We start from the raw sequence: 20197 nt of genomic DNA, 5'->3' as shown, positions 1-20197 counted from the left end.
TGGCAGAGCCACCTGTTCCGTTATGTAGAGCCAATAAGTTGATAAGTTGGTATCAGGTGTTTCCGCTAATCTAACTTGGCGGAGAATTTTCTTTTATTAGGCGGATATTCCATGTAAAATGGGTAAAAAAGGGGAAGCTGAATAAATATATAGATCAGCTTCCAAATAACACTACGCATGACAATTTTAACACTGATCAAGCCCTTATTCAAGAAACAAACTAAAAGGATCTATGGGCCGCAGGAAATCCCCCCATGGCATTTTTTATACGGCAAGAAGTGCTGGCGTTGTGGCCACTATGAGCGCAAACTGCGCCTTTACGATAAATCCGTTATTATTGTTGTGGTCTATCGGTTTTATTGCCCCGAGACCAGAAAGACATATTCCTTATTGCCTTTTTTCATTTCCCGTTATGAACGGCATATTAATACCGTGTTGGAGGATGTTCTTTATGGTCGCCTGGTAGACGGCCTACCTATAGAAAATTTATCCGAAGAACCAGCCCCTTCCCCTTGGACTGTCCGTAGGTGGATTCATAAATTCGGTGCTATTTTAGAGAATTCCAAACAATCAGTAGAGATTTTTCTGATCCGCAATATTCCTGATTACCACCCGGCAACTGTTTCGATGAGTTCACATCCTTTTAAAACGTTATTGGAAAAAGCCTCTCATTTGGAGGCTAACCAAAGCCACTTATCCTTTTTTAGTCCTTTAAGCTATATTTTTTATGTCAATGCTATGTAAGCCATTCTTTTTTAAGCTTGGTCTTCTTTTTTCCGCCTTCATTTTTCTTATTTCCGTCAATCAACCGTAGTTATCCGAATGTTGCACTCTTACTGATAGATTTCCGCCTTTGGGGCGGATCTCCGAAGATTAGTTTTGTTGATTTTATAGATTTTTTCCCCAGATATTTCCGGTACTTTATGATTAATAACAGAATTCTATCTTTTTCTTTATCATCCTTTCGAATATTATTCATTCTAATACCAGGAAAGGATGTGTTTTTTTTGAAAGAGATTGAACGAGAAAAAATCGCCCAGCAAAGATATGATCTCATTGCGCCTATTGTCAAACACCCTGCTGAAAATATGGGTCGGGGAGAACGATATGCCATCCTTCGGTCTATTGCGGAAGGTAGATATCCTAACCTTTTGCCCGAGGGAAAAAAGGTTGGTCTTCGTACCTTGGAACGTTATCTCCAACTCTATGAACAAGGGGGCTTCGAAGCACTAAAGCCTAATATGCGCGGCCGTTCCCGTAAAATCCCCTCCGAATATCTAGAAGCTGCAGCTGAATTAAAACGGGAGAATATGCAGCGCAGTATTAATACGATTATTACTCTCCTGGAACAGGCCGGGAAAGTTCCTAATGGTGTTTTAAAACCTAGTACGGTTTATGATTTTTTAGTCAGGAACGGCTTACCCGTCCCTTTCTTTTACCTACTAAAAATGGCCAATACACTAAATTTGGTGCCCAGTTCCGGGGAGAAATCCTTCAGGGAGATGTTCATCATACCATGAAACTTCCTGATCCCTCCCGCCCAGGACAGGAACGTCAGGTCTATCTTTTGCCTGGCTGGATGATTACTCCCGCCTGGTGTTTGGCCAATTTTATATTCATATTTATCTCGGAAAATCGACCATACAGACGTTTGTTAAGCGGAAGTATCGGCAACATTTCCAACAAGATAATGAAAGCCGCAAACATCAGACAAAGCGCTGGTGACCGTAGAGGATTTCATATCTTTCGCCATCGGGTGGCAACTGAACTTCTAGGCAGTGGTGTTCCGCAACCGGTTATCAGCAGAGCACTTGGCCATACATCACCCAATTCCCTGGAAACATATTTAAGTGCTGACTTTAAGCATCTCAAAGAGTGCGCACTCAGTATAGAACGGTTCCCGATGCCGAAGGGGGTGTTTGTGCATGAGTGAATTTATATCCTCCCTTGCACCGCTCATATGGGCGTTTGTTTCATATCGGAAGGCTTCTGGACGCTGGAATGAAGCCTCCTACGAAGTTAATCTGAGTCTGTTCGACAAGTATTGTGATAAGCATTTCACTAATTCTTCCGAATTGTCACAGGATATGACGGATTCATGGTGCGCCCAGCGCGAAACGGAAACAAACAATTCATGCCGATCTAGAATATATCCTGTGGTCAGCTTCATACGTTATCTGCGCAAACGCGGAATGACAACCGTTATGGATCCCGATATCCCTCGAAAAGAGCCGAGAGCCTATATCCCTCATGCGTTTACTAAAGAGGAACTTCAGAACTTCTTTACGGCTTGTGATTCAATATCCGCCGCTCCGCCCACAGAAGAACAGTTGTCGCGGCGGATAACCGTCCCTGTATTCTTCCGGCTGCTGTACTCAAGTGGAATCAGAACAAATGAGGCACGGGCGCTGATGCGTGAGGACGTTGACCTTGACAGCGGTGTTGTGAACATCCGCTACTCCAAAGGTCATGTGCAGCATTATGTTGTGCTGCATCATTCCATGCTTTTGCTGATGCGCCAGTACGACGGCGCAATTGATAAGATGTACCCTGATCGGGTCTACTTCTTTCCTGCCAGAAAAAGAAACGGCGGTTTCCATAGAGCATCCTGGGTACAGCGGAATTTTAAGAAAATGTGGCGTCAGCATAACTGCGGAAACGTCGTCCCATACGCCCTGCGGCCATATTTAATGAGACATATGGGGCATAAGTTGCCGGAGAGTTTCCAATATTACTTCCATCTATCACCACCGATTCGAAAAGAGGTATCCCAGATCAAAAAGAGCTTGGACTGGATGATACCTGACGTTCCGGAGGTTCCATATGAGTAAAAGAAAACAAGACGCTGACGTAAATGAGTTCTGGTCATTAGCCCGATCATTTCTTAAAGTGTATTTACCAAATGCGCGAGAAGTCTCCCAGAATACTGTAAAAGCCTACAAACAGGCATTGGAGACTTTAATCAAATATCTTGAGGATTCTGGATTTACCAGAGACACTATCACGATTGGAACGTTTACACCCGCGTGTATTGAAGGTTTTATGGTTTGGATGTCTAAAGAACAAAATTGCAAACCGCGAACCTGTAACTTAAGGCTTTCCGCGATTAAGACATTTCTTCGTTATTGCGGTCATCATGTAATCACCAATGAATCGATCAGCCGTGAAGTACTTGAGCTTCCGATGAAAAAGGTTCGAAAAGAAAAGATCGAATACATGTCCAATCAAGCTGCGGCTGCTATTATGAATGCTCCAGACAACAGGAGAGTTATGGGCAGACGAAACAAAGCTATGCTATCGCTGCTCTATGATAGCGCCGCCAGAGTTCAGGAACTTGTAGATATCAAGGTGGACGATCTGTATTTAAATGAGAAAGCCAGCGCGAACGGTGAGTCATTTGTTACTCTGCGTGGAAAAGGCGATAAGTTGCGGAACGTCAATTTGTCGCCCAAGATTGCTAAACTCATTCAATCATACTTGAATGAGTTTCACCCCAGGGAGAATCGGGGCGCGCCGTTGTTTTATACAAAGAGGGCCGGTTCGTTGTGGCCACTGTCTGTAGACTCTGTTAGCAGAATTTTAAAAGAAAACGCGGATAAAGCTCGTTTGCGCGTTCCAGACATTCCGGAAAGAATTCATTGTCACTTGTTAAGGAAGAGCCGGGCTATGCACTTGTATATAGCAGGTGTACCTTTGCCTGCGATCATGGAATTGCTGGGACACGCAAGCATGAATACCACATCCGGCTTCTATGCTTTTGTCACATGGGAAATGGTGAGCGAAGCGATGAAGAAGGCGAATGAAGACCACTTGGAAGGTGAAATGTTGTGGAAGGAACCTAATGTCCGAAAACAATTGTATACTTTGGATTAAAAATTATTCCGCGCTTTAAAATATGAGGCTCGTTATCATGCGGCTTTTCTGTAACGTCGCCAATAATCATTTCCGCGGCATAATCGTACACCATGGTACGATACACTTGACCGATATGCTGGAAAAACAGGGCGTGTGCTTCCTGAAAACATTCTGTTGTTTGTTTGGTGAATAGATAAGCAAAGCGGTAATTCCCGTAAGCCATTGTGAATACGGCCATCTGAAAAATTTGCAATCTTCCATTAATTTTTAGTTTAACCTCACCCCAATCAAATTCACAAATATCTCCGGGCTCATACAAAGCCTTAATAAACGCTTCCTTTGGTTTCCGTTCTAAACTGTGAATGGTTCGAAGAACGGTACTGTAACTTAGTTGGACACCCTCGGCCTCCAGCGCCCCAAAGATATCAATGGCTTTTTTTTGCTGTTTGCGCTGCCCCTGATTTCGCTTAGTTTCATTCTCGTCAAGGTATAACTGGATCCTTTTTACAACCTCGTCAGTCAATTTTCGTTTGGGTCGAATGCCCACGGTATATTTGGGGGCAGAAGTGAGAGAATCGACTAGTGCCTGGATATCCGCCGACTCCCCCGTCAATAATTGCTGTCTCCCTTCCTCATATTGCCCAATATACTTTCCGACGGTATCTCGATTAATCCCTGTTATTTTCGCAATTTCTCGGCGCGATTTCCCTTCATGAATATGCATCATTAAAATTTGTTGTTTGATGTTCATTGTGATCATTTCTCCCAGCCCCTACCTGTTGAATTTCTCTCAAGTAGGTTAATCTATTGTGGCCGGTTTTTCAATGACTACGGTGGCCTACTATTAGATTACCATAGACAAAAGGGCTTGCTTGAAGACTTAATCCGTAGGGGACTGGATCCCGCTCGCCCAAGGCTTTATGTACTAGACGGTGGAAAAGCCATCCACAAAGCCGTTAGGGACATATTCGGCAAAGAGGCTCTTATTCAACGCTGTCAAGTGCACAAGAAACGCAACGTACTGTCATACCTGCCAGAATCGGAACAGGCGAATGTATCTGTCGCCATGACCATGGCCTACAGGGAGTTCGAGTACGAGGCTGCAAAAGGCAAGCTTATGGGCATTGCCAATAACCTTGAATATCGATATCCGAAAGCAGCGGCAAGCCTTCTGGAAGGGCTTGAGGAGACGTTGGCTGTCCATAGGCTCAAAATCCCTGGTATGCTTCGTGAAACATTGTGCAGCACGAACCCCATGGAATCAGCCAACTCCGCCTGCCGTGGTATTATCCGTAGGGTATCCAATTTCAGGGACGGTGAAATGGCACTTCGGCACGCAGCAGCAGGCTTCATCGAAGCGGAACGTGGGTTCCGAAGAATCAAAGGGTATCGGCAATTGACAGTACTTATGGCAATGCTTGAGAACCAAACAACCGGCACTATAGAAATCGAAACCGCGTAAGTTGCATCTTTCAGAAGATATTTGGAGCAATCCTATGAAATCGTAAATTCCACGGAGCTAGGGACACGTTCTGCAGAAGCATCTAACATCCAAAATATCATGCTCTTAAGATGGTCCTGTAATGAAATAAGATTATGAAACCCTTCTGGTGGAAGTTTAACATAGATTGGATCATCGTCTTCATCTGGTTTTACAATTGAAAGATACTTGTTATAAAGGGCCGGTGCCTGACACCAACTTATCAACTTATTGACATTTAAGACTATCAACATAAGATATGTTATCGGAATAAATGCAGATTGCATTGAGTTAATTTGCTTCGTTAATTATCTAATTTTGTGATTTAATCATTATTTTAGGGATAAAGGTAGTATTTTTACGATAAAGATAGTAAAATATTAACATAATTGTTATTGGTAGTTTAATTATTAGCATTTTAGCATCGTTAACTTAATTGCTTACTTAATGTTAATGTTTATTTTGTGATGGCGGGGGTTGCGATGGGAAGAAGGCTAAGATTGGAATTCAAAGGAGCCATCCATATACCATGTCATCAAGCGAGGTAATAATCGGGAATACATTTTTCAGGGAAGAGATGATCCTTGGATCAAGCCAGGACAATATTGGAAGAAGCCATAAAGCACGAAATAAAATTATTAACCTATCATGACCTCTTATATCCTGTCGTAGCGAAAGAATATTCTGCAGCTCCGACACTTTTACATTATAGGGGGAAACTGGAAAAATTTAGCATCGGCGTAGCCATCTTTGGTTCCCGGAGGTGCATAGTTTATGGCAAAGGAGTGGCAGTAGAGGCTGCCAAGTTCTTGGTCCAACATCATATTCCGGTGATTAGCGGCATAGCGAAAGGGGTTGATGGTTATGCCCATACCGGATGTTTTCTTTTATGATATCACGTCCCGCTATTTCAAAGGTAGTCGTTGTGTTTAATTATACCGAAGGGGGAAATAAAAATGGAAGTTTTAGAATGTATTAATACTAAAAGAAGTGGTCGAGCATATACAGATGAATTAATATCTCAAGAAACGTTACATAATCTTATAGAGCTGGGGACAAAAGCATCAAATGGTTCAGGACTTGAATCTTGGGGTTTTGTAATTATGCAGGATAAAGCAGAAATAGACTCCTTATCTGAAAGAACAAAACAATATTTAGCGGATAATCTTGAGAAATATCCATATTTCCATCAATACGAAAGCTGGTTAACGAACCCTAAGTTTCATGTTTTTAATCATGCAAATACTGTTTTAGTTATTTATGGTAATACAGAATCACATTGGCATGTTTATGACTGTAGCCTTGCAGCAGGCAATATCATGTTAGCTGCTCATAGCATGGGAATAGGAACTTGTTGGATCGGCTTTGCAGAACCAATTTTAAATACTAAGGAATTCAAGAAAAAACATGGCGTTCCTGAAGAATATGAGCTTGTTAGTACCTTGAGCATGGGATATATGAAAGTCGCTTTGCCTTCACCTAAAAGAAAAAAACCTATAATATTTAACAAATAAAAGGTGGCATGGGGACGCTTTGTTTGCCACATTTGGAGAAATGAGAAATGAGTAAATAGTCTTAATATATTGTATATTGTAGAAAATTATGAGAGGGTGAAGGGAATGTACTTATTAGAAGAAGATAAGAAGGAACGAGTGGGTGCCTGACACAAACTTATCAACATATTGCAGCCATTCACCCCTGCAGTTCTGGTTATGGTTGGAGTACTATGGAGTGCTATAATTAAAGTGCAGTCCAAAATCGCAAGGAAATGATATACTAAAAATACAAAGGAGCGATTTTGGATGGCAAAAAGTTACACAAAAGAGGAACGCATTGAAGCTCTAAAACTAGCTAATGAAATAGGGGCAGCGGCAGCAGCCCAACGATTGGGAATTAAAGAAGGTACAATTTACGGTTGGAAAGCCCGAGCCAAGAAACAAAAAATGGTATTTGATAGTAACGGCCGGCAAATGAGCGAAGAAGAAATCAAAGCAGAAAATGACAGACTTCGCAAGGAATTAAAACAAGCCCGGGAAGACATAGAAATACTTCAGGATGCTTTAGGTTTTTTCGCAAAAAGCCGGAGGAAGTAAAAAAGGATCAGCGGATGAAGTACATTGAATTACGCAGCCAGGAAAGAAAATGGAGCGTAGCGGCATTATGTCGGGTACTTCAGGTAAGCGAATCCGGCTATTATAAATACCTTAGAAAAAAAGTAAACCCTACAAATATGCTGATCTATTAAAACAGATTTATGATCTCTTGAAAGAAGATCCGGAAAACGCAAATTATGGAGTTAAAAGAATATATCAATACCTAATGAATAATAAAAATTATGAAGGTAGCTATAGCACTATATACAGAATATGTAAAGAAAACAATCTAATGATCCATTGTAAAAGAAGGCCAAAAGGAATAACGAAAGCCGATTCTGAGGCACAAAAAGCAGAGAACCTCATAAACCAGGATTTTACAGCACAAAATCCCAATGAAAAATGGTTAATGGATATTACCGAAATACCTTGTAAAAAACGGGAAGCTCTATCTTGCGCCAGTACTTGACTGCTACGACGGCAGCATACGTGGTTTTAAAATGGATACTAATATGAAAGCCGAACTTTGCGTAGAGGCTTTTAAACATGCCTGTCGCAATGATGGGGCCAGGGGAATGATCCTGCATTCAGACAGGGGAAGCCAATTTACCAGCGGTATCTTCAGAAACACCTTAACTCAATATGGGGCAATACAAAGCATGAGCAGTGTCGGCCGTTGTTATGACAATGCTAGAATGGAGAGCTTTTTTGCCACCCTAAAAAAAGAAAAACTATATCAGATGGATACTACAAAAATGACTACAGCAGAGGTTAAAACAGTAATATACAGGTATATTTGTTACTATAATTTAAGGCGTATTTATAGTACGAACAATGGATGGCCCCCAATGATATTTAGGGGAATGTATTACCAAAATCAAATAGCAGCCTAAATTGACTTTTTAAAATATAGTCCGATTATTTTATGAAACCCCGGTGGCCTTGACATCCACCCCACGCGTGTCGTTATTAAATTACCGACGGGCGGCTCCGAGAAACATAATGTTTCATATAAGCCCGTCTAAAAACTATTTTAACACGCTTGGGGACCCCGTCTGTAAAGGCTCCCCTTCGGCACCTAAGTAGCCCAAGTGGTAATTATCTCTGGGCTCACCAAAAAACATTAATAGTTTTCATTAATTCTTAAACATGTTTTCAATGGTGGTGCTATTTTAGGAAGAGTAAATTTCCATTTTCAATTAAACTAATATTTTATCCTTGCGCTTTTTTACTGAACCAATATTGACAAATCCAATCTGGAGCAGCAGAAGAACCTGAGCAGAAAGGTCATTTCCTTTTCGGACTGCAGCCGTGAAAACATAAATGATTATCTTGACTGGATGATGAACGCGTGTAAGCTGGCTGAAAAAACGTGCAATCTTCGGCTTACTGCGATACATTCAATGCTGGAATACGCATCCAATGAGCATGGTGAGCTGATGGCACTTTATCTTAATTCATGCAGTGTAAAGGGAGTAAAAGTTCCCTCTAGACCAATCAAATTCTTTGAGAGAAAACAGATGAAGATGCTTTTGTCAGCACCTGATATAGATAGGAAGACGGAACGGAGGAACCAGATGATGCTCATCCTCCTGTATGATACCGCAGCAAGGGTAACTGAATTACTGGAATTGACAGTAGGAAGTCTGCACATGAACTCGGAGATTCCGTATGTCACAATATATGGAAAAGGGCGCAAATACCGAAATATTCCCCTGATGGATAAAACACAGCAACACTTGAAGCGATATCTCAACGAGTTCCATCCGGCAATGAGAAAAGATGAGCCGCTGTTTTATGCCACCACATATAGCAAAAGACATCGCCTTTCCGCCGATACTATGGAGACCATGCTTAAAAAGTATGTGAGGAAATGCACCGGATCAGGCCTTGAAATGCCTGACATCCCTCATTGTCATATGATCCGGAAGACAAGGGCAATGGATCTGTATCAAAGCGGTGTTCCCCTTACACATATCCAGCAATTGCTTGGTCATGAAGATTTAGCAACTACTTCGGGCTTTTATGCTTTTGCAACTCTGGATACTTTGGCAAAAGCAATGAAAAAATTAAATGAGGAAGCCTCGCCTGATAAGAAATGGAATAACAAGACAGTTATGGAGAAGCTTTTAAGACTATAGATTAGGAAGAAAAACTATGCCGAAGTTTCTTTGGCTTAAGCAAGCATTCATATGAGTTTGGAAAATCTTTCGGCATAGTCAAATCTTCGGCATAGTCGCAATAAATACTAAGGGGAACACCATAAAGGGAAACCCATTTCATTAGGGAATCTTCCAACGCAGGGAGTTTTTCTTTCCAATAAAATTGGCCAAACACCAGGCGGGAGTAATCATCCAGCCAAGCAAAAAGATAGACCTGACGTTCCTGTCCTGGGCGGGAGGGATCAGGAAGTTTCATGGTATGATGAACATCTCCCTGAAGGATTTCTCCCCGGAACTGTGCACCAAATTTAGTGTATTGGCCATTTTTAGTGGGTAAAAGAAAGGGACGGGTAAGCCGTTCCTGACTAAAAAAATCATAAACCGTACTAGGTTTTAAAACACCCTTAGGAACTTTCCCGGCCTGTTCCAGGAGAGTAATAATCGTATTAATACTACGCTGCATATTTTCCCGTTTTAATTCAGCTGCCGCTTCTAGATATTCGGAGGGGATTTTACGGGAACGGCCGCGCATATTAGGCTTTAGTGCTTCGAAGCCCCCTTGTTCGTAGAGTTGGAGATAACGTTCCAAGGTACGAAGACCAACCTTTTTTCCCTCGGGCAAAAGGTTAGGATATCTACCTTCCGCAATAGACCGAAGGATGGCATATCGTTCTCCACGACCCATATTTTCAGCAGGGTGTTTGACAATAGGGGCAATGAGATCATATCTTTGCTGGGCGATTTTTTCACGTTCAATCTCTATCAAAAAAACACATCCTTTTCTGGTATTAGAATGAATAATATTCGAAAGGATGATAAAGGAAAAGATAGAATTCTGTTATTAATCATAAAGTACCGGAAATATCTGGGGAAAAAATCCATAAAATCAACAAAACTAATCTTCGGAGATCCGCCCCAAAGGCGGAAATCTATCAGTGAGAGGGCAACATGCGGATAACTACGGTTGATTGACGGAAATAAGAAAAATGAAGGCGGAAAAAAGAAGACCAAGCTTAAAAAGAATGGCTTACATAGCATTGACATAAAAAATATAGCTTAAAGGACTAAAAAAGGATAAGTGGCTTTGGTTAGCCTCCAAATGAGAGGCTTTTTCCAATAACGTTTTAAAAGGATGTGAACTCATCGAAACAGTTGCCGGGTGGTAATCAGGAATATTGCGGATCAGAAAAATCTCTACTGATTGTTTGGAATTCTCTAAAATAGCACCGAATTTATGAATCCACCTACGGACAGTCCAAGGGGAAGGGGCTGGTTCTTCAGATAATTTTTCTATAGGTAGGCCGTCTACCAGGCGACCATAAAGAACATCCTCCAACACGGTATTAATATGCCGTTCATAACGGGAAATGAAAAAAGGCAATAAGGAATATGTCCTTCTGGTCTCGGGGCAATAAAACCGATAGACCACAACAATAATAACGGATTTATCGTAAAGGCGCAGTTTGCGCTCATAGTGGCCACAACGCCAGCACTTCTTGCCGTACAAAAAATGCCATGGGGGGATTTCCTGCGGCCCATAGATTCTTTTAGTTTGTTTCTTGAATAAGGGCTTGATCAGTGTTAAAATTGTCATGCGAAGTGTAATTTGGAAGCTGATCTATATATTTATTCAGCTTCCCCTTTTTTACCCATTTCACATGGAATATCTGCCTAATAAAAGAAAAATTTTCCGCCAAGTTAGATTAGCGGAAACAACTGGCAGTTTAGGTATGGTTCTAAAGGGGATTCTATCGAGAACTATACAAGTCAGAAGATAATGGCTAGCATTATACACATAAATCATACAGATGGTCAATGATTTTTTTTACAAAATGATAATATGATCTTAATAGCTTAATAGCTGGTTCTTTTGAAAAAAATCTTTGTTAGAAATGAATCGTATATCTACAAAATCCTTTAATTCTTCGATAGTTGTTACTATATTATTAAAGACAAATAGAGTAACAACAAAGTCATGTATTACTGGGTTTTTTGCCGGCGTGAAGCAGCAGGAAAATCATCTGACTGAATCATTTCGTGGAGTTGATCTTCCAAGCCGGTAAGGCTCTTTTGTAAGTTTTCGATACCGTCAAGATGAATATTGATTTTAGCGGTAATTAATGAAAACTCAGAAGACATGGACGAAGCCAAGCAAGAAATTTCCTGGAGCTTTTTCACCTTCTTGGCTACCCATTCAGGACTTTTCCGGCTGCTTTTAGAAATGAGATCAGCCAGTGCCTGTACATTTGACGCTCACTTTCTCAAAGTGGTTATTCTGATTTCTAAAGCATCATGATGAAGTGTGCCTGGATTATTATTTCCTCAGGATACTTAAAATACAGTTTGATTTATCCTAAAAGGCGCATATAATATCAATATAAGGTAGAAGGTGCTTCTGTGCGGATAACTACAAAAAGCGTGGTTTCTATCAAAGCATACTAAAGATCTTGAAATCATTTAATCAAATGTTGAATAATAGAGGAGGAGGGGGTTATATGGCTGAATTAACCAGGGTTCAAGTGAAGAAACAGATATATGAATGGGCAATAAGTGAATCTCAGATTGATTTCAAAGAGATCTATTTAAGATTCAAAAATATTGAAGAATGGATAAATCAGACATCGATGCCAACTTATAGACAATTGGAAGAACTAGCTAAATTTTTAAGAATACCATTTGGCTATATGTTTTTGGACGAACCTCCTAAAACGAATATAATCGAAGGAGATTATAGAACTATTGGCAATATGTTGCCGAATATGAGTAAAAACCTCAAAGATGTTATATTCGAAATGAGCAGAAAACAAGATTGGATTAGTGACTACAGAAAAGATAACGGTTGGGATAAAATTCTTGATCATGATGCATCCATATTAAAAAATAACAACAGAAAAGAGTCTGCAGAGACAGCTAAGAGGTTATTGGAGCTTGATGATTATTGGTATAAAAAGGTTCATGATTATCGAATAGCCTTTAATTTATTAAAAGAAAAAGTTGAGTCCTTGGGGATAATTGTCATGCAAAGTGGTATAGTTGGCTCCAATACTCATAGAAGTCTTGAAATTAGTGAATTTAGAGGATTTATGCTTTATGACGAGTATGCTCCTTTGATATTTGTTAATTCCAATGATAGTCATGCTGGCAGGATTTTTACCTTGATTCATGAATATATTCATATTTTATATGGCGAAAGCGATATTTTCATAGAAACAGATCTCAGCAATAGTAGCAAAGTTGAAAAATATATAAATAAGGTAACAGCTGAATTCTTAATGCCTGAATCGCACATAATAGAGCACTGGGATAAAGAATATCCTGGACTGGATCAAATTGATAATCTTAGCAAACTGTTTAAGGTTAGCAGGATAGCCTTGTCTATTAGACTAAAGGATCTTGGCTTTATTAATCAATCTTTAGTAAAAGACGTAAATGATTTAACTGAGATGGATCTAGTGGATAAAAGCAAGACCTCAAATGGTGGAAACTACTGGAATACCTATAAATCGCGGTTTAGTAATAGCTTTATAGATACAGTAATCGAAGGTGCAGAAACTGGTAAAATAAGTTATAATTATGCATTCAGTTTACTGAATGTTAAGGCAAAATCGTACGATGTTCTGAAAGAGAGCATGGTCAGATATGAATAGAAAATATTTTATTGATGCAAATATATTAATTACTGCTCATCGTTCATATTATCCATTTGACATTGCACCGGGGTTTTGGGATCAATTTATTGAAAAAGCTTCTAGTAAGGTTATCTTTATTGAAAAAGTCAGCGATGAGATTTTGAGAGGTGAGGATCAGTTATCAGACTGGTATCAGGAAAACAGTGCTAATTTCATTTTAATGAAAATTCCTGATACTAATGTAATTAATTCTTATAGCAGAATAATTAATAGCATAAATAGCAACATTCAATATAAGCAATCCGCAAAAGATGAATTTGCCACACTAGCTGATTCTTGGTTATGCGCATATGGACTAGCTTACAAACACCCGGTGTTAACATTAGAAAAATATCAGGCTAATTCAAAGAAAAGAATTTTAATACCAAATATTTGTAGAGAATTCAAAATAGAATGTATCGACTTATTCCAGTTTATGAGAGAGACGAAATTTAAATTATAGTACATGACTATCCAACTAGATCAGGATAGGTAATCTTCTCATTAAGAAATGCAAGACGGGTGTTCTCTTTCCTTTTTGTGAAGGAAATTCTAAACTTCTTTACGATAAAATTCATTCGCTTAATAACAAGGTTTATATCGCGGCAATGCACAAAAATATTAGTAGTATTGAAGCTACGATTTCTAAAGCTAGCTATAAGTGGCATGGGAAGTGGCATGGGGACGTGGCATGGGGACGTTTCGTTTGCCACATTTGGGAAAGAGTAAATAGTCTAAGAAATCATAATTGCAGATTTTTGGAGAACAGAAAAAATTATGTCGGAATTTGGTGACAATAAAGGTGAATCGGACGACTCAAAGAAGAATTGGTAAGGCTTAGGAACCTGACGGCACATCCCATACCAAAATAAAACTCATCGACGCCTTAACTATTCAAACAAATCTAAATTAAAAAGATTTTGCTTAAGAACTTCTCTTACTGGAGAAAATATTCACTTCAAAACAAAGGATATTTTCCTAATTTTTAGCGAATTTAAAGAAACTTATCTTTTTATTTTGGATTCACTAACAGAATTATGATTCTGCTGCAGAAACCACTATTTTTGTCTGATTCAGGCCATATATAGCATAATGAGTTATTGTTGGATACCACATATAGGGTAGAAAATCGCTAAATTGTACTTTTTGCAGTGGAATCAACAGTTAAGACAGTCAACATTTGATGTATTATCGGAATAATTTTTATGTAATAGCCGGGCGATAGCCGGGCGTTGACTCCAATCTAAAAGGTGATGCTTCAAATTGCAAGGGGTTACAGGGGTTGGGGCGTGTACCGAGGGACAAAATAATAAGACAAGTGGAACTGGGTTCAGCTTATTACTTTATTTAATCAATTCTCTTTTTCAGAGCCTCATATAAGTTTTCACGGGTCCCAACCATTAAAATATTTATCATGATAGTTTCTTCAAAAATTTCATAAATAATGCGGTATTGTGTACGCTGAATAGTACAATGTGCACTATAATAGCTGCGCAGGTCACCGGTCAGACGTTTAAATAAAAAGGGGTTCTCTGCACATTCTTCAATTTTAGCTAAATCTTTTTGTCGGATAGGCTTATCTAATTTTTTAATTTCTTTTAATGCGGAACGGCGAAAACTTATTTCATACATTTCAGTCTAGCTCCAATTCCGTAATGGCATCATCAAAAGATATAACCTCTTCGCTTTTTCGCTCATCCAACTCTTGCTTTAAGTTTTTTACGAGAAGTTTCTTTTTTTCAAGGATTTTAGCTTCTGCTTCCTTGCCTTCAAAGCCTTCCGCCTTAACTTCTTTGGCAATAATGGAATTTAAATCATCCAGAAACCCCGTTGGCTTCAAATAGGCTTTTTCACCGTTTATTTCCAGATAGACATAATCAGAAATTCTGAGATCTTGCCTTATCTTTTTAGGCAGTGTTATCTGCCCCTTGGGACTTACTTTTAGTTTTAAGCGTGATGGTATTGACAAAATAATCACCTCTGGAATTTATTATAACATTAAAAGTAAAAAGTAAAATAAAGCTTCGGTGCCAGGCAGTGCGGCCGAGAAGAGTCGCATCATATGAAACATGTACGTTTATAAAATATTTCTGGTAAGGAAACTTATCCTTAAAATATGCGGAATAAATTATTGGAGTTATGAGAAAATTGGAGGGGTACTTTTGGATAAAAATCAAAAAGGCGAAATTCTTATCTATCAAACTGAAAAAGGTGAAACAAAAATTGATGTATATATGGAAGATGGTACTATGTGGCTGAGTCGTGTTAATATTGCACAACTTTATGGAACATCGCCGCAAAATATAACAATGCATATAAAAAATATTTATGAAGAAGGAGAACTTGAGGAAAGTTCAACAAGTAAGAATTACTTACTAGTTCAAAATGAAGGTGGGCGCGAGGTTGCAAGAGATACAAAATTCTACAACCTTGATATGATCCTTGCCATTGGCTATCGTGTTCGTTCTAATATCGGGGTACAGTTTCGTACTTGGACAAGCAAAATCCTTAAAGAATATATGCAAAAAGGATTTGTAATGAATGATGAGAGATTAAAGAATCCTAAAAAGTTTGGTGAAGATTATTTTGATGAACTGTTAGAACGTATTCGTGATATCAGGGCATCTGAAAAAAGGTTCTATCAGAAGATTAAGGATATTTATAGCCTGTCTGTTGATTATAATCCTGCTCTTGAAAGTACAAAAGATTTCTTTGCAACTGTTCAGAATAAATTACTCTATGCTGTTACAGGACAAACTGCAGCTGAACTTATTACAGAAAGAGTAGATAGCTCCAAAGACAATATGGGTCTTACTGCTTTTAAAGGAGCTGTTGTTCGTAAAGGAGATATTAATATTTCAAAAAATTACTTACAAGAAGATGAGATAACCGATCTTAATCGAATTGTAACTATGTTTCTTGACCATGCGGAAGATATGGCAAGAGGGAAAACTCCTATGTCAATGAAAGACTGGGAAAACTCCCTCAATGAATTCTTGCAGTTTAGACGTAGAGAAATCTTAGAGGGAAAAGGAAAGGTTTCTCGTGAAGATATGGAGCGTAAAGTATTACAGGAGTATGCAATCTATAATACTAGGAGACTAAAGACTCCACCAGAAGATGAAATAGTAGGTGAACTACCAACAATTGAAGAATAGATTTTAAGATAACCTTGATATGTAACCTTGTTGCCGCCTAGCCCTCAAGGGTCTTCGGTTAGCGTTTTCGATGAACTCCGCTAACACTGCGCCCTTGACAGCCGCCATGTATGTGATTTTTTACTGTATTGACTCCAATCTAAAATGGCGGATAATTCCATGATAAGTGACGGATATATAGTTTTTGACGTATAAATACGGAAAAAGATGGGGGGAATTAACGCTTTAAAGGCCCAGAGTAATATAAAAAGGCAGATGGGCTTTCCCCACCCGGTAAGGGTGGGAGGAATTACTCCAGGCCTCCCACAGAGCGCTCAGGTTGTCATCCCCAAGACATTGCCCTACCCTCTCCGTGAGAGGAAAACCCATCTGCTTTAAAAATATAGAAAGAAATTAAAATGATAAAATACCGGATAAATACCTAAGGGCCGAGGCTACGGTAGCAGCATCAATAACATTTTCCATAGCGAACGTTAACTTTTCTTGATTGTAAAAGATGTCCTCTAAGGAACCTAAGTGGCATCCGGCCTGGAAATCAGGGATGCAGGCAAAGAATCCGGAACACGTTTGGCCAATAAGGATACGAATGCTGGAACGACTTTGGATGGAAATTTCATAATGGCTGCCATAAGAGTAGATGTCAGCAATACGTCCCGTCCAATTTTCTTTTTTACCATTTTCCCAACAACAGGAACATGAAAAATTCATTAAAATCCACTCCCTCCATTAATACTGGAACTCAGAAAGAACCCGTTCTAATACTTGGTGATCTGCCAATTCCAGTTGATTGGAATCCATATCAATGAGACAGTGTCGACAAATCTGATTAATGACCCTGGGAATCCCGGAAGTAAACTGATGGATACGGTTAACAACATCCTCAGGAAATAGCATCTTAAGTTGAGAAAGATTGAGATGATGCGAAATATATTCGTATGTTTGTTTCTCATCCAAAGGTGAGAGACGGTAGTGAGCGGTAATACACTGGGAAACTGCCTCAAAGGAACGAAGTTTTAAAGTATCCCTTAATTCAGGGTGGCCCACGAGGATAAGGGACAGTAAACTTTTGGCATCAATTTCAAAGTTTAGTAGGTAACGTATCTCCTTAATAGTCTGGATAGGTAAATCTTGAGCGTTATCAATAACGATGATGGGTAGGCGGTCATGAGTATCATATAAATTAACTACGGCATCACGAAACTGTTTTTTCATCCGATCCAGATAGGTTGATGGCTGTACGGATAAATAATAAAGAATTTTGCTATACAGGTTTTTTGGTTTTAAATCTGCATCATTGATATAGCAAAAAAGAAACCGTGATTTATCCAGGGAAGCATCAAGAGTGCGTAAAATTGAGGATTTTCCCATACCTGGGGACCCGGTCATAACACCAAAACCTTTCGATGCAATTATGTATTTAAGACGGGCAAGAGCTTCCCTGTGCTGTGGGAGAGAAAGTAAACCTTCCGTGGGGATTTCCCGTAAAAAAGAAAGTTGAGCCATCATTTTAAATCACCTTCCAACCCGGAAAAAGAAAGGGCTTGTTTCTTAGTTAGTTTAGTTTCGGCCAGCTGTTCCAGAAAATTCAATCCAGTAACAGGAGGTGTAGAAGAAAGCTCTTTTTGAAACCCTTTCTTGCTATGACGGTGAATTTTAGCAGGTACGGCATCCTTAAATTGTCGGCCATCATAGAAAACCCTAATTCCGCATGAAAAGTCATAGGGATCGTAACGGAGGGTAACTTTTTTACCACAAAGAAAAGGTTCCACTTCATATTGATTTGTATCCACTGAGATAATACCTGTAAGAGAGACTGTTCTTTCGTCTTTCCAAAGAAAGGCTTCTTGAAGGGTATCGACAGGTGGATGCTTCAATTGATAGGAATTTCCTATTGTTGGTGAATTATCTAAGAACAGTCAATTTGAGTTCTCTTATGGACACGAGGTAGCGGAGGCCATTAAAGATGGGTTTGAATTATTAATACCTTTCGAGAATATTAATAAAGTATACAAAATTAATACTTTATTTCCTATATTCTCCAGTAGATTGCCAGATAGAAAACGAAGGGGTATTGAAAAGATTCTCTCAAAATATGATCTTCAAGAATATGATGAGTTTAAATTATTAAAAAGAAGTGGTGCCAGATTACCAATTGATACCCTGGAATTTATTGACCCGATATTTGAAGAGTATGACATTACAATTAATAGAATCTTTTATATTGAAGGTGTGAGACATTATTTTGGTTGTGATGGGGAAGATTGTGATAAGACATTTAATTTGGACGCTGGGGATAAATTAAAATTTGAACTGGAGCCTGAAAATGAGTTTGATAAATATGCAATTAAAATTATGGATACAAAGGGGGACCATGTGGGCTTTTTACCAAGGTACTACAGTAAGAGCATGACTAATCTCCTTAAACATGGGACCAGTTATAATTGTACCGTATTAGAAGTAAATAAAGAACATCAGTGTCGTGAATGTTTGAAAGTAGAATTAGTAGTTAACGCTGATACTGTTGACACCGGTGGAATTGAAAAAATAAGTTAAGGGATTGTCAGGGGGGGTGTTGACAATCTGTTGTTAGCTGGAAAGAAATAAATCAGTCTAACAGTCCTGGGCTATGTCGACGTACCATTAGTGATATTGATCCTACCAAAGAGGTAGGGGATAGGGCTATAGCCACTTGCACCGTGGACTTTACAGCCGATGAAACGAGGCTAAAAGATGGATACGCTACAAATTAAGCTTACCAAAAACGTCACCAGTGATATGAGAAAAGTATACCAAATCTATGGTATGCTTTTTTTAGCGTGCTAAGGGAATTTATTACCACAAAAATAACCACTAAAATATAGAAAAAGTCTTGAAGGTTTTAATGTTATATGTTACCAGCATTCAACCCTTCAAGATTCCCAAAAACAAAATGATAATAACATTAATTGATACGAAAATCAATATATACAGCAACAATTTTTACTGCAATTTAGAACAAGAAATTTTGGATGAGCTTAAAAGCTGTTCACTGCTCAGGCGAAAAAATCTGAGTTATAAATTTGTCATTAATAGTCAGGAGAAACAACTTACTTGCCCTATGCTTAAGTTTCCTGATAAGAAAGAAGTTGTCCTTTGGCCATCCATTAAACTACCAAACAGAAAATACCCTGTGAATGTATATCTTTATGGAATAGCACTGTATTTCACCTCAAAAATCAGCATGAGGGAGGCTGCTTTGAGAGTGTGCCAGAAATTTGGCCTTGCCAAGTTCGGGGATCAGATTAAATTCTGGGCTATTATTCGTGAAAATTACAATGGAAAACATAAAGAACTTTATGCAGAAACTATTGCGGAATTATTAAAACATTGTAATGTAACAGTGAATGATTGCGTAATTGCGGTCGATAGAGTTGAAAAAGTTGATCGGTATATGAACCGGTATATAAACAATATAAAAGAAATACTTCAGATGCCCCGTTTAAATATAGGATTTAATGATTCGCAAAAGGAAAAAGGTCTTCAAATAGCTGATGCAATAGCAGGCAGTATATCGCGGGAATATATTTCGGGTGATTACGAAACATCTCATGCCGTTATTATAATTGACCAGATCTGTGACGATGTGAAAAGAATAAAAAAATAAAACAGTATGGTCGTTTGTGTCACAGGTACCTTGGTTCCAAGGATTTACCACTGCACCTCTGCCCACTCCCGCAGGCTGACCATACTGTACATTTCAACTTTATTTAAGTTTAATATTATTATTCACTATTTTCAATGA

General features: G+C 38.9%; 27 protein-coding genes. 18 read left to right on the top strand and 9 right to left on the bottom strand.

Annotated elements, in window-relative coordinates; genetic code table 11:
• Window positions 1-177: 177 nt before the first annotated feature.
• The 5 genes from CEQ75_RS15195 to CEQ75_RS15175 all read left to right on the top strand — a co-directional run bounded on the left by CEQ75_RS15195 (window position 178) and on the right by CEQ75_RS15175 (window position 3873).
• Window positions 178-744, top strand: coding sequence for a hypothetical protein (locus CEQ75_RS15195; RefSeq protein WP_089611944.1), 567 nt, complete (start codon window positions 178-180; stop codon window positions 742-744).
• A 263-nt stretch (window positions 745-1007) separates the two neighbouring features.
• Window positions 1008-1520 (top strand): helix-turn-helix domain containing protein, encoded by a 513-nt coding sequence (locus CEQ75_RS15190; protein WP_089611943.1) that lies wholly within the window; start codon window positions 1008-1010, stop codon window positions 1518-1520.
• Window positions 1517-1933 (top strand): tyrosine-type recombinase/integrase, encoded by a 417-nt coding sequence (locus CEQ75_RS15185; RefSeq protein WP_089611942.1) that lies wholly within the window; start codon window positions 1517-1519, stop codon window positions 1931-1933. The genes CEQ75_RS15190 and CEQ75_RS15185 overlap by 4 nt, the downstream gene beginning before the upstream one ends.
• Window positions 1926-2831, top strand: a complete 906-nt coding sequence (locus CEQ75_RS15180) for a tyrosine-type recombinase/integrase (RefSeq protein WP_089611941.1) — start codon at window positions 1926-1928, stop codon at window positions 2829-2831. Before CEQ75_RS15185 ends, CEQ75_RS15180 begins: the two co-directional genes overlap by 8 nt.
• On the top strand, window positions 2824-3873 hold the full coding sequence (locus tag CEQ75_RS15175; protein WP_089611940.1) for a tyrosine-type recombinase/integrase: 1050 nt from the start codon (window positions 2824-2826) through the stop codon (window positions 3871-3873). The genes CEQ75_RS15180 and CEQ75_RS15175 overlap by 8 nt, the downstream gene beginning before the upstream one ends.
• Here CEQ75_RS15175 and CEQ75_RS15170 read toward each other — a convergent pair.
• Window positions 3839-4615, bottom strand: a complete 777-nt coding sequence (locus tag CEQ75_RS15170; RefSeq protein ID WP_157677500.1) for a helix-turn-helix domain-containing protein — start codon at window positions 4613-4615, stop codon at window positions 3839-3841. The genes CEQ75_RS15175 and CEQ75_RS15170 overlap by 35 nt on opposite strands.
• Window positions 4616-4723: 108 nt before the next feature.
• Here CEQ75_RS15170 and CEQ75_RS15165 point away from each other — a divergent pair, with 108 nt between their 5' ends.
• The 8 genes from CEQ75_RS15165 to CEQ75_RS15135 all read left to right on the top strand — a co-directional run bounded on the left by CEQ75_RS15165 (window position 4724) and on the right by CEQ75_RS15135 (window position 9569).
• Complete coding sequence (locus CEQ75_RS15165) at window positions 4724-5317, top strand: transposase (protein WP_157677499.1); 594 nt, start codon at window positions 4724-4726, stop codon at window positions 5315-5317.
• A gap of 602 nt (window positions 5318-5919) precedes the next feature.
• Window positions 5920-6228 (top strand): DNA-processing protein DprA, encoded by a 309-nt coding sequence (locus CEQ75_RS15155; protein WP_089611936.1) that lies wholly within the window; start codon window positions 5920-5922, stop codon window positions 6226-6228.
• A gap of 63 nt (window positions 6229-6291) precedes the next feature.
• Window positions 6292-6849: a nitroreductase family protein gene (locus CEQ75_RS15150; protein ID WP_089611935.1), complete on the top strand. Its 558-nt coding sequence runs from the start codon at window positions 6292-6294 to the stop codon at window positions 6847-6849.
• Window positions 6850-7137: 288 nt separating this feature from the next.
• Window positions 7138-7428: a transposase gene (locus CEQ75_RS15145; protein WP_089610851.1), complete on the top strand. Its 291-nt coding sequence runs from the start codon at window positions 7138-7140 to the stop codon at window positions 7426-7428.
• A gap of 14 nt (window positions 7429-7442) precedes the next feature.
• Window positions 7443-7580, top strand: a complete 138-nt coding sequence (locus CEQ75_RS18465) for a hypothetical protein (protein WP_157677498.1) — start codon at window positions 7443-7445, stop codon at window positions 7578-7580.
• Between the two features lie 17 nt (window positions 7581-7597).
• Window positions 7598-7897: a hypothetical protein gene (locus CEQ75_RS18460; RefSeq protein WP_157677497.1), complete on the top strand. Its 300-nt coding sequence runs from the start codon at window positions 7598-7600 to the stop codon at window positions 7895-7897.
• The gene (locus tag CEQ75_RS15140; RefSeq protein WP_157677540.1) at window positions 7842-8321 is read left to right on the top strand and encodes a DDE-type integrase/transposase/recombinase; all 480 of its coding nucleotides are present in this window, start codon (window positions 7842-7844) and stop codon (window positions 8319-8321) included. The genes CEQ75_RS18460 and CEQ75_RS15140 overlap by 56 nt, the downstream gene beginning before the upstream one ends.
• Window positions 8322-8768: 447 nt before the next feature.
• Window positions 8769-9569 (top strand): tyrosine-type recombinase/integrase, encoded by an 801-nt coding sequence (locus tag CEQ75_RS15135; RefSeq protein WP_089611934.1) that lies wholly within the window; start codon window positions 8769-8771, stop codon window positions 9567-9569.
• A 1-nt stretch (window position 9570) separates the two neighbouring features.
• Here CEQ75_RS15135 and CEQ75_RS15130 read toward each other — a convergent pair whose 3' ends face one another.
• From CEQ75_RS15130 to CEQ75_RS15120, 3 genes are all read right to left on the bottom strand, one after another.
• Window positions 9571-10356: a hypothetical protein gene (locus tag CEQ75_RS15130; RefSeq protein ID WP_089611933.1), complete on the bottom strand. Its 786-nt coding sequence runs from the start codon at window positions 10354-10356 to the stop codon at window positions 9571-9573.
• Window positions 10357-10617: 261 nt separating this feature from the next.
• The gene (locus tag CEQ75_RS18455) at window positions 10618-11184 is read right to left on the bottom strand and encodes a hypothetical protein (RefSeq protein ID WP_157677496.1); all 567 of its coding nucleotides are present in this window, start codon (window positions 11182-11184) and stop codon (window positions 10618-10620) included.
• A 386-nt stretch (window positions 11185-11570) separates the two neighbouring features.
• The gene (locus CEQ75_RS15120; RefSeq protein ID WP_089611931.1) at window positions 11571-11768 is read right to left on the bottom strand and encodes a hypothetical protein; all 198 of its coding nucleotides are present in this window, start codon (window positions 11766-11768) and stop codon (window positions 11571-11573) included.
• A gap of 317 nt (window positions 11769-12085) precedes the next feature.
• On the opposite strand from CEQ75_RS15120, the gene CEQ75_RS15115 reads away from it, so the two are divergent.
• Window positions 12086-13237, top strand: coding sequence for an ImmA/IrrE family metallo-endopeptidase (locus CEQ75_RS15115; protein ID WP_157677495.1), 1152 nt, complete (start codon window positions 12086-12088; stop codon window positions 13235-13237).
• Window positions 13230-13721 carry a DUF4411 family protein gene (locus CEQ75_RS15110; protein ID WP_089611929.1) on the top strand — a complete coding sequence of 164 codons (492 nt, stop codon included), beginning with the start codon at window positions 13230-13232 and terminating at the stop codon, window positions 13719-13721. Before CEQ75_RS15115 ends, CEQ75_RS15110 begins: the two co-directional genes overlap by 8 nt.
• An 884-nt stretch (window positions 13722-14605) precedes the next feature.
• Here CEQ75_RS15110 and CEQ75_RS15105 read toward each other — a convergent pair.
• Together CEQ75_RS15105 and CEQ75_RS15100 are read right to left on the bottom strand one after the other, a co-directional pair.
• On the bottom strand, window positions 14606-14890 hold the full coding sequence (locus CEQ75_RS15105) for a type II toxin-antitoxin system RelE family toxin (RefSeq protein WP_089611928.1): 285 nt from the start codon (window positions 14888-14890) through the stop codon (window positions 14606-14608).
• 1 nt (window position 14891) lies between these two features.
• Entirely contained in the window at window positions 14892-15227 is a 336-nt protein-coding gene (locus CEQ75_RS15100) for an AbrB/MazE/SpoVT family DNA-binding domain-containing protein (RefSeq protein WP_157677494.1), read from the bottom strand.
• A 193-nt stretch (window positions 15228-15420) separates the two neighbouring features.
• On the opposite strand from CEQ75_RS15100, the gene CEQ75_RS15095 reads away from it, so the two are divergent.
• Window positions 15421-16416 (top strand): virulence RhuM family protein, encoded by a 996-nt coding sequence (locus CEQ75_RS15095; protein WP_242965256.1) that lies wholly within the window; start codon window positions 15421-15423, stop codon window positions 16414-16416.
• A 393-nt stretch (window positions 16417-16809) separates the two neighbouring features.
• Here CEQ75_RS15095 and CEQ75_RS15090 read toward each other — a convergent pair whose 3' ends face one another.
• From CEQ75_RS15090 to CEQ75_RS15080, 3 genes are read right to left on the bottom strand one after another with little or no spacing between them, the layout of a single operon-like run.
• Complete coding sequence (locus CEQ75_RS15090; protein WP_089610808.1) at window positions 16810-17124, bottom strand: DUF6618 family protein; 315 nt, start codon at window positions 17122-17124, stop codon at window positions 16810-16812.
• Window positions 17125-17142: 18 nt separating this feature from the next.
• Window positions 17143-17922, bottom strand: coding sequence for an ExeA family protein (locus CEQ75_RS15085; protein WP_089611925.1), 780 nt, complete (start codon window positions 17920-17922; stop codon window positions 17143-17145).
• Window positions 17919-18290: a Mu transposase C-terminal domain-containing protein gene (locus CEQ75_RS15080; RefSeq protein ID WP_157677493.1), complete on the bottom strand. Its 372-nt coding sequence runs from the start codon at window positions 18288-18290 to the stop codon at window positions 17919-17921. The genes CEQ75_RS15085 and CEQ75_RS15080 overlap by 4 nt, the downstream gene beginning before the upstream one ends.
• 16 nt (window positions 18291-18306) lie before the next feature.
• Between CEQ75_RS15080 and CEQ75_RS15075 the strand changes: the two genes are divergently transcribed.
• Complete coding sequence (locus CEQ75_RS15075; protein WP_089611923.1) at window positions 18307-18969, top strand: HIRAN domain-containing protein; 663 nt, start codon at window positions 18307-18309, stop codon at window positions 18967-18969.
• A 328-nt stretch (window positions 18970-19297) separates the two neighbouring features.
• Window positions 19298-20059 (top strand): DUF3800 domain-containing protein, encoded by a 762-nt coding sequence (locus tag CEQ75_RS15070; protein WP_089611922.1) that lies wholly within the window; start codon window positions 19298-19300, stop codon window positions 20057-20059.
• Window positions 20060-20197: the final 138 nt, after the last annotated feature.

It is taken from the genome of Dehalobacterium formicoaceticum (genome assembly GCF_002224645.1).
Taxonomy (GTDB): Bacteria; Bacillota; Dehalobacteriia; order Dehalobacteriales; family Dehalobacteriaceae; genus Dehalobacterium; species Dehalobacterium formicoaceticum.
Note: the sequence above shows the minus strand (reverse complement) of the source record. Positions and strands in the feature narration are given on the sequence as shown.

Coding starts and splice junctions, on each gene's coding strand:
- CEQ75_RS15195 (WP_089611944.1), top strand. CDS start 178: ATGACAATTTTAACACTGATCAAGCCCTTATTCAAGAAACAAACTAAA.
- CEQ75_RS15185 (WP_089611942.1), top strand. CDS start 1,517: ATGAAACTTCCTGATCCCTCCCGCCCAGGACAGGAACGTCAGGTCTAT.
- CEQ75_RS15180 (WP_089611941.1), top strand. CDS start 1,926: ATGAGTGAATTTATATCCTCCCTTGCACCGCTCATATGGGCGTTTGTT.
- CEQ75_RS15175 (WP_089611940.1), top strand. CDS start 2,824: ATGAGTAAAAGAAAACAAGACGCTGACGTAAATGAGTTCTGGTCATTA.
- CEQ75_RS15170 (WP_157677500.1), bottom strand. CDS start 4,615: ATGATCACAATGAACATCAAACAACAAATTTTAATGATGCATATTCAT.
- CEQ75_RS15150 (WP_089611935.1), top strand. CDS start 6,292: ATGGAAGTTTTAGAATGTATTAATACTAAAAGAAGTGGTCGAGCATAT.
- CEQ75_RS15145 (WP_089610851.1), top strand. CDS start 7,138: ATGGCAAAAAGTTACACAAAAGAGGAACGCATTGAAGCTCTAAAACTA.
- CEQ75_RS18465 (WP_157677498.1), top strand. CDS start 7,443: ATGAAGTACATTGAATTACGCAGCCAGGAAAGAAAATGGAGCGTAGCG.
- CEQ75_RS15135 (WP_089611934.1), top strand. CDS start 8,769: ATGATGAACGCGTGTAAGCTGGCTGAAAAAACGTGCAATCTTCGGCTT.
- CEQ75_RS18455 (WP_157677496.1), bottom strand. CDS start 11,184: ATGACAATTTTAACACTGATCAAGCCCTTATTCAAGAAACAAACTAAA.
- CEQ75_RS15115 (WP_157677495.1), top strand. CDS start 12,086: ATGGCTGAATTAACCAGGGTTCAAGTGAAGAAACAGATATATGAATGG.
- CEQ75_RS15110 (WP_089611929.1), top strand. CDS start 13,230: ATGAATAGAAAATATTTTATTGATGCAAATATATTAATTACTGCTCAT.
- CEQ75_RS15105 (WP_089611928.1), bottom strand. CDS start 14,890: ATGTATGAAATAAGTTTTCGCCGTTCCGCATTAAAAGAAATTAAAAAA.
- CEQ75_RS15090 (WP_089610808.1), bottom strand. CDS start 17,124: ATGAATTTTTCATGTTCCTGTTGTTGGGAAAATGGTAAAAAAGAAAAT.
- CEQ75_RS15085 (WP_089611925.1), bottom strand. CDS start 17,922: ATGATGGCTCAACTTTCTTTTTTACGGGAAATCCCCACGGAAGGTTTA.
- CEQ75_RS15070 (WP_089611922.1), top strand. CDS start 19,298: ATGTTATATGTTACCAGCATTCAACCCTTCAAGATTCCCAAAAACAAA.